Below are 13,669 nucleotides of genomic sequence, written 5' to 3'. Positions count from 1 at the left end.
TATAGTTTATTATCTTTATCCCGATTCTATACTTTCTAAAAAGCATAGAATAAAAGGAATATGGACAGCTCAAAGAAAATCAACATAAAAAGGCTGCATGGCCAACATCTGTCAGCCACACAGCCTATAAATAAAAACGCGAATCTGGATTTCAATCTCCGTTCGAACTATACATTAAATCCCTTTTATCTCTTTAAACTTCGCCACATATTGGGCAGCAAGATCGGTAATCTGATCGTATCGGCCATTCTTCGCCGGTGCAGTCAAATTCCCCCCAATGCCCACAGCCATGCAGCCGTTTGCAATCCACTTCTCCATATTGTTCAAATCCACGCCACCGGTCGGCATAATATTCACATGTGGCATAGGACCTTTAACCGCTTTTACATAATCCGGACCGAAAGCACTGCCAGGGAACAGTTTAAGCACATCCACGCCGTACTTCAACGCTTCCTTCATTTCATTTAATGTCATGCAACCAGGCATATAGGGAATGCCGTAAAGATTACACATCTTAGCTGTCTCCACTTCAAAAGAGGGACTAACGACAAACTCTGAACCTGCAAGAATGGCTATTCTAGCTGTTAATGGGTCCAAGACAGTTCCGGCGCCAATCACCGCACGACTCCCGTACTCTGCAACCAATCTCTTAATCGCCACGTCCGCGTCTGGTGTAGTAAAAGTTACCTCAATATTATTTAGACCGCCTTCTATACAAGCAACGGACATCTTAAAAGCTTCCTCAGCACTTTCTGCTCGAATAACCGCTACAACCCCGACGGATGCCACATTCTGTAATACTTTCATTTTCTTCATCAGTAGACTCCCTTTCTCTTGGACGATCATAGATAAACAGGAAATACTTTTTTAGATAAACTATTTTATTAAATTTACTAATTATTGCGTTTTGTTCTATAAGGAAATAGTAATAACAATACGATTAACAGTCAATACATTTTTATTACATCAGAGGGAAATAAGTAATAAAATCTAAGAAAAACCTTTATAAAACAAGGGTTTATGGAAACATTATTTTCTTTTTACGAAAAAAGTTTTTTGGTTAACAATCATTATTTTATTGTACAAAACCGATTTATGTGATAATTTCAAATTACAAATCATTATACTGGGATAAAATCATTACCCTAGGAGGAACTAAAAATGAGTAAACAGCTGGATGCCGTCACTTTCGGGGAGCCGATGGCGATGTTTTATGCGAATGAGGCCGGTCCTCTGCATGAAGTATTTTCGTTCTCCAAAGCATTAGCAGGTGCAGAAAGCAACGTGGCTACAGGCTTGTCGCGTTTGAATCATCCTACAGGTTATGTTACGAAGCTTGGCGAAGATAACTTTGGCACATTCATTGCTCAGGCGATGAAGAATGAGAACATTAATACGGACAATATTACTTTTACTAAAGAGTATTCAACAGGTATGCTTATCAAATCGAAAGTGGTTACCGGCGATCCAAAGGTCGAATACTTCCGCAAAAACTCCGCAGCCTCCACGCTTAGTCTGGAGGATTTTGACGAGGCCTACTTCAATTCCGCAGGACATCTGCATGTTACAAGTATCTCCGCCGCTTTGTCCAAGAACTGTCTTGAATTTTCTATTCACGCTATGGAATTTATGAAGAGTAAAGGAAAGACGATCTCTCTGGATCCTAATCTGCGTCCTAGCTTATGGCCGGATACAGAAACAATGGTGAGTACCATTAATGATCTGGCTACACGCTGCGACTGGTTCCTGCCGGGGCTCGGTGAAGGTAAAATCCTTACCGGACTGAGCACACCCGAAGAGATTGCTGACTATTACCTGGAGCGTGGCGTAAGCTTAGTCGTCATCAAGCTTGGCCCTGAAGGCGCTTACTATAAATCCTCTGCTGGGGAAGGTTACGTGGACGGATTCAAGGTGGAGCAGGTTGTTGATACGGTGGGTGCAGGTGATGGATTTGCGGTTGGCGTAATCAGTGCGATGCTGGAAAAGCTTCCGATTGCTGAGGCCGTCAAACGCGGCAATGCGATCGGTGCGTTAGCCGTCATGTCGCCAGGCGATATGGACGGACTTCCCACCCGTGAGGAACTTGCGAAGTTTATGCAACAAGAAGTCTAATAATCGCAAAAGAGCAGCGATTCTCCGTTATTGGAGGAGCGCTGCTCTGCTTTTTGGGTCGCTGATTGGCTGCTATGGCTATGCTATTGCTATTGCTATTGCTATTGCTATTGCTATTGCTATTGCTATGCTATTGCTATTGCTATTGCTATTGCTATTGCTATTGCTATTGCTATTGCTATTGCTATTGCTATTGCTATTGCTATGCTTCAGCAGTGTAATCACGTACCCCTGGGGCTTTCGGACCCAGAAGACGCTATTTGCGATTTTTTTACCTTTGCGGCGTAGTTTCGGACTCCAGTGACGCTATTCCTTATGAAAAAGGGCATTTAGCATGTTTTCCATGCCGATAGCTGCGATGGGGTCCGATTGTACTCCAAATATGGGATTATACTGCTTATAAGATCAGCTGAGTCCGATAGCGACTTCCTGCGCGAAAATATTACTCAATCAAACCCAAGTTTAGTGTTTAGATAAAGTTAGGTCCAATAAAAGGGGGAGTGCTCAACAAGCTAAGAAATAGCTGCTGGGCACTCCCCTTTTTATAGTTCAAACTTATTTGTAAGACTTCACCGACTGCCCTTGCTGCAAGGTCGGCGGAAAACGATATGTAATTGGAACAGAAGCTCCCTTATCCTCGATACAAGAGAGTATAATCTTGGCAGCCTGCATCCCCATCTCGTAAGCAGGCTGTCGGATTGTCGTAATGACCGGATTATATATTTGCGCGAATTCCGCATCATCTATCCCGATGACCGACAACTGTTCTGGAATAGAGATGGCATTTCGATTCGCATATTTCAGAATTTCCGCTAGTGTGATGTCGTTCGTAGCCAGCAACGCTGTCGGCGGCTCCGGCAGTGCTAATAAGTGTTCCAGCCCCGAAGCTAATTCCTCTTTGGATACACTGCAAATATACTCCTCACGCAGCGTTATGCCCGCTTCTTCCATCGCTTTTTTGTAGCCACTAATCCGCTCTTTCCGAGGGGTAATCGCATGCTCCCCAATTGGGAGGGACACCAGAGCAATCCGCTCATGACCTTGCTGTATTAGCTGCCCTACGCCTATCTTTGCCGCCATTTCATTGTCCAGCAATAGACTCTGCGTGGTGATTCCATCTACCAGACGATCCATAAAGACTAGCGGAAAATCAGCCTCTATCAGCCTGCTATAGGCAGACGGGTTATTCCCTGTAGGAAAAATAATCAGCCCGTCCACCTGACGTGCGATTAAGGTTTCTACATACTTGCTTTCTTTCTCCGCATTCTCATCCGCGTTGCATATGATCACTTGGATTCCGTGATGCTGCAGCTCATTCTCAATCGCCCGGATACATTGGATTGACAGCGTATAGTCAATATTGGCTACGATGATCCCGACCATATGCGTCCGATTCTGCTTCAGACTGCGCGCCAGACCATTCGGCTGATAATTAAGCTCCTCAATTACTGCCTCAATCCGGTTTTTCGTCGCTTCACTCATATATTTAAAACGTTTGTTCAAAAATTGGGAGACCGTACTTTTCGAAACTCCCGCTTTTTGAGCCACATCATCAATCGTTAACTTCTTCATCGCTTCGGCTCCACTCTTCTCAAAAGAAAATACTTTATCAAAAAGTATAGCTTTTATTTAGTGATTTATCTACTAGGGAGTATTGTTCATATAATCCATATAAAGCTTATTTTGCTGCTCTTCGGATAAAAAAGCCCAATTCTCATCCAGCCACCCCAATCCAGCTTTCGTAAGAATATCCGCTTTACGTTGTTCCCCACCCACTTTATAATCCATAATTAATGTTTCTCCCTTAATCTCTTTAAAACCAATTGCTGTAGCAGGTGTTGGAATGCTCATGGTCTCCATATCATAAAGTACGGTTTTCTCTTTGTACTTTTTATCCCCTGCATATTCTAAGTAACTAAGTACGAGTTGTCCATGCTCCTTATCAACAGCGATTAATGACTTGTATTCTAAAAGTGTATTATCGAAGGATGCAAGCGCTATTGGAACTACAGATTCTCCCGCCGCTGCTTTTTTAACATTAAGCATTGAAAATTTAACATCCTCATACATTCCTACACCAAGAGTCATTTTGAAGGAAATTAACAGGACGTAATCGCCTGCTCCAAAAAATCCACTCAAATATTGATACGTACTTGCCCCTCCCCCATAAAGAGGAAAAGTATAAATCCTAGTAGCCGAAGAAGCCGATAGCTCCGTCTGGTCCTTAGAGCTCAGGTAAAGAGTGAACGGTTCTGTAGGATGTGTGTACTTTGGCTTCTTGTAGTCAACCATCGGGGGTGGCGGCGACCAAAGAATTCCCGCTGTTGTCTCAACGGCATACGCTTTGCTCTTATCTCTGTTCATTGGCAAAGGCATGTAGTATTTCTTACCGCTAATCTCAAATTCTACTGGACTTGTCGGAGGCTCTAACGCTTTATCATTAGTTGCAGAACTAGAAGAAGGCAGTATGCCTGCGCCTTGTGACTGAACGGATGGCGAATGGATTGGCCCTGTGTTTTTCCATACACCCATAGGCAAGGTAAGCGCACCTATCAACAAAACCGTAGCCAGACTGGTTAGAAGCACATTTTTATTCATCCAATAACGTTTGTAACCTGAATTTTTATTCACAGCAGCCTGTTCGATCCGCATCATTAACTCAGGCGTGAAACCATCTTCAATGAAAGGTCTTTTGCCTGCTTCCGCATACCAATCCGTCTGCCCGATCATCACTGGATTACTATCATCCGCGTTGCGTTTCATTCCCTCTCCTCCTTCTGGATAGCCTCTTTAACCTTCTCTCTCGCCCGCGCGAGCCGAGATTTCACGGTTCCTTGTGCTACATTCAGCAAATCTGACATTTCGGCAATGGATAATCCATGTTGAATATCTAGCACAAGCACCTCTCTGTTCTTCTCTGGAAGGGTCATAATAATTTCCCAGATACGGTTCGCATACTGATTGCCGAGAGCTTCTTTTTCCGCAGAAGGAGCATTAACAGTAGTAGGTTGATCGCCCAAAGCTATGAATCTGCGCCAAAAGCTATTTTTGCTCCAACTGAAGGCCGTATTTCTGGTAATTGTAAGCAGCCAGGTTTTCATCGAAGATTGACCCCGGTATTTCCCAACATTCTTATACGCCTTCAAAAATACTTCTTGGCTGATATCATTTGCCTGCTCTCGACTTCTAGTTAAGAAAAAAGCATAATTCCACACATCCGAGCCATGCGCCTCCATCATTTCCCGCAAACTCATTGCGGGCGCGTACGCTGCTGTATATGGTATATCTTCGCTTAGCATGTTTCGCCTCACCCCTTGCCTAATAAGACTTTCCAAACTTGAAAAAGTTCCCTCTAAAATAAAAAAATAGGTCATTCATTAAAAAACACCACCGATGAACGTTTTAAGCGTTCACTAGTGGTGTGCGGATATTTTAAAGAGAGCTGAATTTCTCCTCCAGCCGCCGTGCAAGCTCATCGTCCGGTAACGGATTACGATGCGTATTTTCCAGATAGATATGCTTTTCAGTCTCGGGCATCAAATATTCCTTATACCATAAAAACATATCCGGACTATCCCCCTGAATCCGCAAAAATTTGCGGGCTGTTTCTACATGATCTATAGTGTTGGCAATATTGGTCAACCAATCAGCCCGATAAAAATGCTTCCACTGACCGATCTCTACCCGTAAAAGAGCCTGCTGGCCCTCCTTATAATCCCAAACCGCATGTGAAGCTTCGATAAACGCCTCTGGAAATCGCTCTTCTTGGTAACACATATACGCCTGGCAAAGAGAGGATAACCCTCTGCACCCGCTCCAATGCAGCTCAATTTGAACTAGCAGTTGAACATGCAGCCTGTTTCGCTCTTTTTCGGGTAAAAGTTCCATCACCTCTAGGCACTGCTTTCGCAGCAGATACCAGACTAGTACAACTCGCTCAGCTCGATCCCTGAACCATCGAACCTGCTCTACAAAAGGAACATCCCCTGCGGCCCAGCACAGACGTTCATCGCTCTCCGTCTTATTTTGCAGCCAATGCCCTATAATCTGCCTTGCCGGATGATGATAGAATTCATCGCCTGCGCGGTCGTCAGCATTAGGACCATATACTATGGTGTTTTTGAAGTAGCTTTTGTACAATTGGGCAATTCGCCCCTGCTGCGCTGTGTAGAAACGGTTAACGAAGGTCTGAAGCTGTTCATCAGCATCTGCTGTTCCATCCATCCACAACTTTGCTGTCAGATCTAATGTATAGAGATGAGGCAAAATATTCCCTGAATTCACCAGCAGATATTCACTAGCCCCTGCCGCAAATGCACCCTGTAATTCCTCCACTATAAAGGACGGATCCGTAGGGAATTGTGTTAGATGATTGGAGGCCTGCAAATCGTGGAAGGTGACGTGGTAATATACCCCGTTTTTGCCTTGATCACCTGCCTCGGGTAGAGCAGGCACGCGCAGATTCAGATGGCCATGTCGTCGCGACACCATTTTGCCGTATCCGTTATCCGCCCATATTTTAATAACACCTTCTGGAACTTCGATCTTCCCCTGTTTATACAGCTCCGCAATTTCTCCGTACATCGCCATACAGCACACAGGCTGGTCCACATATTCACAGATCATATCGTATTGCTTGCGAACCACAAATGAGATCAAATCGCCCCGTTTCTCCGGAGTATCAAAAGAGGGGTCATTCTCCCAAAAAGGTTTATCGCCCTGTCCGCGGAAGGAGAGCACCCAGAGTGTTTTTTCATCTTTTTGCCGCTCGATGGCTTCTCTCCACAGCTGTTCAAACAATTCTGGATATTCTTTATAGCTAACCTGCTTGCCCGGAAAAGCACGCAGGAACATTTGCGCGCCAAGCGGCTCCGCATGATGATGTGTGATCCACAGTCCCATATTTACCGCAAGCTGATGATGAACTCCGTCTCTCGGCAAATCCGTCCCCGGGATTACCATATTTCCACCACAGCGCAGCAGCGCTTCAAAAACAGGCTCCCATACCTCCGCCGTCGGAGGATAATCCTCCTTCCAGCCGATAAGACACACTTCATCATTCACGAACCAACCTCGGTAACGTACCTTTGGCTGAATGCTGTTGTAGTCAGAAACAGGCAGATTGATCGCATCTTTCTTAGCAGGAGGAAGCTCCGCCCAGAACCAGAAGGGATCGACACCAAGCACGTGGCGGCTGTAATGAAGCATCCCATAAATAATGCCCAATTCATCACGGCCGATAATATGCAGGACCCGATCCTCTTCACTACCTGCAAAATGCAAACAAAAACCCTCTGCCCATTCCGGGCAGCCATCATCCTGTGTTGCATAACGAATAATTACAGTAGCTGCTGCTCCTTGTAACGGAGCTTTTCCGAACACCTGCTCATGATCTCTGGCGATCATTCGCCAAGCATGTCCAATTGGATTACTACATTCCACTTGAACATCATATACACTTTCCGCTGTGACTCTAAATTCTGCATATGTATTCACTATCGCTTCATCTCCTAATTCGCTACAAAACACGGAGGACATAAGCTTCTCACCACCGGGCTTTGAAACATAGTTTAAATAGGCATAGAGTTTACCAGAATCTTCTATCTCTATTATAAAGCGTTTACATAGATTGTGCATGCACGCGTAATAATTACTGGAGGAGGACGGCGGTTACTGGAGCTGGAGCTACTGTATTAGAGCAGTTGGTGCTAGACAGGACAACAGTTACAACAGTTACTGCAATAGAGCAGCTGGTGCTAGACAGGGACTACAGTTACTGCATTAGAGCAGCTGGTGCTAGAACAAATGGACTGGATCATCAGCAAGTAATCGGAATTTGGGTGGAAGTTAACATCGTTACAACGATAATATGTAACAGAAGCGCTTTGGTATGTTCATATGGAGCGTTCTATTACACTTTGTGCAACTAAAAAAGATCTTTCCAGCTCATAAAGTGATTTAGTTGCACTTCATGCAACTATTTCTGCTCAAAATTAGAGAAATAGGCATTTTTCCAGATTCCAAGTGTACAAAGTGCAACTAAATGAAGATCCAGCTACTTTAAGGTGCGATCTATTGCACAAAGTGCAACTAAACGAGTTTTTAGGTTCTATGGTGTCTATGGGGAAGAATACAACGGAAGGAGCTACATAGATTCTGCGATATTGATACATGATGACCTACTCTGCACTACGCGACAGAAGGAGCTACTTGAGCTGTCTACTACCTAAATTAATTCGGATAGGAGCAACTTTGCCCGCTTACACAAACCGCAACAGTAGAAGTCCGTGTGCACTCACAAATCCCTCTTTCATACCCCAGCACTCAATCACATTACTCTACTACCTTCCTTAATCCGCTCCCTCCGCCAACTTATGACGCACCATAATCCCGTCGGCCCGCACACGCATCTGAATCTCCCCCTGCTGATCCGTTCTAAAAATAGCAGCATGATTAGCTTCCAAACGTTCCAATACCTCAGCTTTCGGATGACCATATAGATTATTTACTCCCGCAGAAATCACCGCAGCCGATGGATGCCAGAACTGCAGCCAAGACTCGCCTGTTGAAGTTTTGCTCCCATGGTGAGCTACTTTTAAAACGTCAATGGCAGGTCCTGCGTTAATACCCTTTTGCAGTGCTTGCTGCACAATCTCCTCCTCGGCTTCCAGATCCATATCTCCGGTAAATAGAAAATTTCTTCCGTTCATCTCTAAACGAAAAACTACAGAATCGTGGTTCTGATCCTCTAGCATTGGGATACCATTCAGCATAGAAGAACCTGACGCTGCTCCCTCTCTATCTTGTTCCTCCGGCCATAAAAAGGACAGCTTTGTCTTATCATCCGGGGAAAGCCTCATTCCCTGATGCACGGCATACAGCTGAACATTGTTCTCCAGCGCAGTCCGCATCATCTCCATATAAGATTCACGATCAGCGAGTGTGCCATTAAATAGCAGTGCCGAGACCGGAATCGCCTCCATAACGGCTTGGAGTCCCCCGGCATGATCCTGATCCCCATGGGTCAAAATAATCGCGTCCAGACGGTGGATCCCACGTTTTTTAAGCAAAGGCACCAACACTTTAGCCCCTACCTCGAACGGGCTGCGGCGAATGCGCCATTCTTCTTTTTGCCCAAAATTTAACGTTCCTCCACCATCTACAAGAATATGAGCTCCTTTTGGTGTAGTGATGAGGATACTGTCGCCTTGCCCGATATCCAGATAACTAATCGTCCCTTTACCTTCCATTCTTTCTGACTGATAACCCTTGTACAGCATTAGGCCCAGTCCAACCGCAGATAGTAGAACAATCGCTCCGCTCCAACGTACAAACATAGGCGCATCCAAAAAATACTGTGCGCTCCCCGCTCCCCCAAACCCGCCGTGCTTGTTCACAGGTAAACCAATCTCAGCTAACGGCTTCGTCTCATCCTCCATATACTGCGGTGTTGCGCGGGCTTCCATTCTTAGCTTGGCAGCATACAACAGCCCGTACAACAAGACATAATACACTCCGATCCACAGCAGTGAAGGCGAGCGCCAAATCAAAACTCCACCAGCAAAACCATTGATCCATTCAACCGCATAAAAAGTAACGTTATTCAGCAGCTCCGTAATATGTGCCAAAAAAATTGCAGCATCTCCCCACAATCGTCCAAGCAGTAGCGCCAGCGTTCCTAAAGGCAATACAATAAAAGTAATAAAGGGCACAAAAACCAGATTAGCCACTAAAGACAGCAGCGAAAATTGATTAAAATAATAGATCGTCAATGGAAATGAGACCAACTGGGCAACTAGAGTCACAGAGACGGCGCTTTTAAGCCAGCGTGGCAGTGCCCTCAGCAGAGGGTCCATAAGCGGAACGTAGACCATTAATCCTAAGGTCACCAGAAATGACAACTGGAAACTGACACTGAGCAGCATGTAAGGATTCCAAATCAGCATAACCAGTGCCGCTGCAGCCAAAATATTCAGTCCATCCTTCAGCATGCCAACTCGTGCAGCGAGCAATGCAATCATACTCATTAATCCCGCACGTACGATAGACGGACCCGCACCTGTCAAAAGGACGTATATGGGAACGAGCACTAAGGTGACTGTTAGCGTGGTCTCTTTTGTCATCCGTAAGCGCCTGAATATAAATAAAAGAACACCAACATACACTGCAACATGCATGCCTGAAATGGCGAGGATATGTGTCAACCCAAGTTGTGAGAACTGCTTAAAGGTATCCGGATCGAGATCATCCTGCATCCCAATCACCAAACCCTTCATATATCCAGAGTGGCGCTCTTGAAACAGCCGATCCGTCTCTGCTCCAAGAACTGCCCGCGCTTTATCATTCCAGCGTAAGATCATTAACGGACGCCATGAATCTGGAGCCGTTGCTTGCACGTTCTCTGCCCCCTGACCCTTTAGAAGCCAGTGGATCTTCTGCGTATGTAAATAGGCTCGATAATCAAACCCTCCGTAATTCCGCGCTGTCGCTGGCTCTTCAAGTACACCGTTTAGCGACACCTGATCCCCTCTGCGCCACTCCGCGGCAATAGCGATTTCTTGCTCGGCAAGAAGTTTGATCTGCACCATAATTAACTCCCCATGCCCCCTTTTATCTTGTTCGTCCCGCGGATCAGGCGAAGCGGCCTCTTCCTCAGTAATCAACGATAACTCTGAGAGCTTCATCGTAAAATCAACCCGGTCCCCGTCCCGTTCCACAACGGAAATAATCGTCCCCTTAGCCTCCACGGCAGTCTCATTCAACTCCGAAAATAATTTCCCCAGCACTTCAGGCAGGTGACTTACATTGCGGCCTTCATTCCATTCCCAATATCCAGCGGATATAATAATCGCCAAACAAAATACCGCCAGCTGTTTCCAGCTCATGTTCACCCAAACTCTCATACTAACCAGTAACAATAGTAATCCAGCCCCCGCCAACCACAAGCTAATCCCTGAGTATAAACACGCTGCTGCACTTCCAGTCACCCAACACACTGTAAAACTTAATAAGGGTCTCTCCTTCACGCCTCCATTCTCCTCCTTTCGCAAGATAAAAAAAGAACCTCTGCATACGCCATAAAAGCGTACGAGAGGTTCTTCCTCAAGTCATCTTATTCAATTAGGGTTGTACAATACAGCTAATCCGCTACTTTAATCATCGTTTCACTTGGCGGCTCATAATTTTCCAATTGGCGAAATACGATGCCTTTGGCAGCCATCATTGCCTCTACCTTTTCCATATCCTTACGGTAAGGACGATAATACACAATCTCCACAATACCGCTATTAGCCAGCATATTTGCACAGGTCCAGCAAGGCTCATCCGTCACATAGACGGTGCTGCCTTCCCGGTCAATCCGGTCTGTGAATAGCAAAAGATTCTGTTCCGCATGAATCGTGCGAATGCAGCGCTGTTTCTTCACCATAGTCTCTACGCCATCCACGATCTCCATCTCATATTGCTCCGAGAGCATACAACCTGCCTCTGAGCAATCAGGTACGCCCATTGGCGCCCCGTTGTACGCGGTACCTAGCAGCTTTTTGCCTTGCACCAGCACAGCACCTACATGTCGTCGTGAGCAGCGTGAACGAGTTGAGACCATACAGGCAATGTCCATGAAATAAGTATCCCAGTCTTTACGATAGGCAGTAGTCATAATCAATCTCCATATCCTTCTAAATAGTTGTTAACTATTGTAGCACATCCCCGCAAGTTTTCACTAGGACAACGGTTGTAGCACATCCAGCGAGGCTTCAGTTCCTATTTATCTTCAAAATATTACTAATGCTTTTAACTTCTCCAGTATTTTGGGTCCTATCCCCTTCACCTTCCCCAGATCAGATAGGCTGCGAAAGGTCCCTACAAGGTTGCGGTAATCCATAATTGCCTGAGCCTTCTTTTCTCCGATGCCCGGAAGATCCATCAGCTCCTTAACACCCGCAGTATTCACATTTACTTTACCTTCCTGTGAAGCTGCTGATGCGGAAAGCTCAGTCGCCTCCTTAGCCGCAACAGCTTTATCCCCTGCCGACGTTTGCTTTCCTGCAATGTTTGGCGTTTGAACTTCTGCCCCTGTTGGTGTTTGACCTTCTGCCGTTGGTGTTTGGCCCGCTCCTTTTGCTCGCTCCCCCGCAGCGGCTGCCGTAGCTTTTTCATCTGCCGAAGTTTGGACAGCTTGTTCTGCTTGTTCAGCTTCTTCTGCTTGCGCAGCCTCCTTAACCTTCTCACCGTCTTCAACATTCCCAGCAGCTTCAGCCTGCCCTGCATCTTTCTCTAAATGTTGCTTATTTCCTTTCGTCTGATGACCTCCCTCACTGCCCCCAGCAGCTGGAGCGTCACCAGACTCAGCGATTCCAACAGCTTGCTCCATACCAACATTCAAAGTCTCCCACCCGGCAATCCCGGAATCGCCCTTGCTTCCCGCCGCCCAGAATAGCCCACTTCCTATTACAGCAGCAGCCACTCCGAGCACGATACTCCCTTTATTCATATCACTTTCCTCCTCACAAAAATTCTTCTTATGCCTTTTTGTGAATCTTCATACATTCCTGCGGCTGGAAACTCCTTTAATAATTCATACAAAACCTGTCATCTGTCCAAGTCTATCCTGCATACATATAACGAAGAGCATTCATGTCAGTTAGTAAAAAAGCAACGCTAGAAAGGAGGAACCACAGGTGAAAGTAGGATTTATCGGAACAGGCAGCATGGGCAGCCTGCTGATTGACGCCTTTCTTTCTTCCGGAGCCCTGAATCCGTGCGATGTACTCGCCAGCAACCGCAGTCTGAATAAACTGCTGGAGCTAGAAGATCGTCATCCCGGCATAAACTTATGCGGAAGCAATAGTGAAACAGCGACTGGAAGTGACATTGTTTTTTTATGTGTAAAACCGCTGGAATTCAAAACCTTAACAGATGAGATTGGCCCTTATCTCCGCAGCGATCAAATCGTCGTATCCATTACAAGTCCCGTTCAATTGCAACATCTGGAATCCGCTTTGCCGTCCAAAATAGCCAAGATCATCCCCAGCATTACACACTGTGTCAAAAGTGGGACATCACTGTGCATATTTGGCAGCAGGCTTAATAAAGAAGACAGGCTTGTGCTGCTGCAGCTGTTGTCTTTCATAGGTGTTCCTTTGGAAATTCAAGAGGCCCATACCCGAATCGCTTCTGATTTCTCCAGCTGCGGACCTGCGTTCTTGAGCTATTTCATTGAACGCTGGATTGAAGCTGCGGTGGAAGTTACCGGGATTGAAGAGACGTTAATCAGCCGGCTTGCAGGTGAAATGCTGCTTGGAACAGGCAAGCTGCTAACAGAAGGAGAATTCACCCCGCAAGAGCTCCAAGAACGTGTAGCTGTCCGTGGCGGGATTACCGCAGAGGCACTGAACCATCTTCGCATTAGCCTTGAGGGCGTATTCGAACGTCTCATCATGACTACGCATGATAAATACGATGAGGATGTCACCAAGCTGGATGCGCTATTTGGGCATGACGGTATTATTCAAAGTCCTGTAGACCGTTAGAAAACAATAAAACCCGCAGCACGGAG

Annotated in this window: 10 protein-coding genes; 2 read left to right on the top strand and 8 right to left on the bottom strand. The window is 45.9% G+C overall.

Annotation, left to right across the window (positions count from 1 at the left end; genetic code table 11):
- Positions 1-174: 174 nt before the first annotated feature.
- Positions 175-816, bottom strand: a complete 642-nt coding sequence (locus NST45_RS03685) for a bifunctional 2-keto-4-hydroxyglutarate aldolase/2-keto-3-deoxy-6-phosphogluconate aldolase (RefSeq protein WP_036677536.1) — start codon at positions 814-816, stop codon at positions 175-177.
- Positions 817-1,161: 345 nt separating this feature from the next.
- On the opposite strand from NST45_RS03685, the gene NST45_RS03680 reads away from it, so the two are divergent.
- On the top strand, positions 1,162-2,112 hold the full coding sequence (locus NST45_RS03680) for a sugar kinase (RefSeq protein ID WP_036677538.1): 951 nt from the start codon (positions 1,162-1,164) through the stop codon (positions 2,110-2,112).
- Between the two features lie 555 nt (positions 2,113-2,667).
- Here the strand turns inward: NST45_RS03680 and NST45_RS03675 are convergent.
- From NST45_RS03675 to NST45_RS03645, 7 genes are all read right to left on the bottom strand, one after another.
- Positions 2,668-3,684 (bottom strand): LacI family DNA-binding transcriptional regulator, encoded by a 1,017-nt coding sequence (locus NST45_RS03675; protein ID WP_036677540.1) that lies wholly within the window; start codon positions 3,682-3,684, stop codon positions 2,668-2,670.
- A gap of 72 nt (positions 3,685-3,756) precedes the next feature.
- A complete protein-coding gene (locus tag NST45_RS03670; protein WP_036677542.1) occupies positions 3,757-4,875 on the bottom strand; it encodes a hypothetical protein in 1,119 nt (372 codons plus the stop codon).
- Positions 4,872-5,411 carry an RNA polymerase sigma factor gene (locus tag NST45_RS03665; RefSeq protein ID WP_052097267.1) on the bottom strand — a complete coding sequence of 180 codons (540 nt, stop codon included), beginning with the start codon at positions 5,409-5,411 and terminating at the stop codon, positions 4,872-4,874. The genes NST45_RS03670 and NST45_RS03665 overlap by 4 nt, the downstream gene beginning before the upstream one ends.
- Before the next feature lie 133 nt (positions 5,412-5,544).
- Positions 5,545-7,608, bottom strand: coding sequence for a glycosyl hydrolase 115 family protein (locus NST45_RS03660; RefSeq protein WP_339824942.1), 2,064 nt, complete (start codon positions 7,606-7,608; stop codon positions 5,545-5,547).
- An 854-nt stretch (positions 7,609-8,462) separates the two neighbouring features.
- The gene (locus NST45_RS03655; RefSeq protein ID WP_339824939.1) at positions 8,463-11,138 is read right to left on the bottom strand and encodes a ComEC/Rec2 family competence protein; all 2,676 of its coding nucleotides are present in this window, start codon (positions 11,136-11,138) and stop codon (positions 8,463-8,465) included.
- A gap of 113 nt (positions 11,139-11,251) precedes the next feature.
- Positions 11,252-11,770: a dCMP deaminase family protein gene (locus NST45_RS03650; protein WP_036677545.1), complete on the bottom strand. Its 519-nt coding sequence runs from the start codon at positions 11,768-11,770 to the stop codon at positions 11,252-11,254.
- A 114-nt stretch (positions 11,771-11,884) separates the two neighbouring features.
- Positions 11,885-12,604 (bottom strand): ComEA family DNA-binding protein, encoded by a 720-nt coding sequence (locus NST45_RS03645; RefSeq protein ID WP_076098998.1) that lies wholly within the window; start codon positions 12,602-12,604, stop codon positions 11,885-11,887.
- A gap of 187 nt (positions 12,605-12,791) precedes the next feature.
- On the opposite strand from NST45_RS03645, the gene comER reads away from it, so the two are divergent.
- A complete protein-coding gene (gene comER, locus NST45_RS03640; RefSeq protein WP_036677548.1) occupies positions 12,792-13,643 on the top strand; it encodes a late competence protein ComER in 852 nt (283 codons plus the stop codon).
- Positions 13,644-13,669: the final 26 nt, after the last annotated feature.

It is taken from the genome of Paenibacillus sp. FSL R7-0163 (assembly GCF_037969975.1).
GTDB lineage: Bacteria > Bacillota > Bacilli > Paenibacillales > Paenibacillaceae > Paenibacillus_AQ > Paenibacillus_AQ odorifer.
The sequence above is the reverse complement of the archived record's forward strand: the minus strand, read 5'-3'. Positions and strand labels throughout refer to the sequence as shown.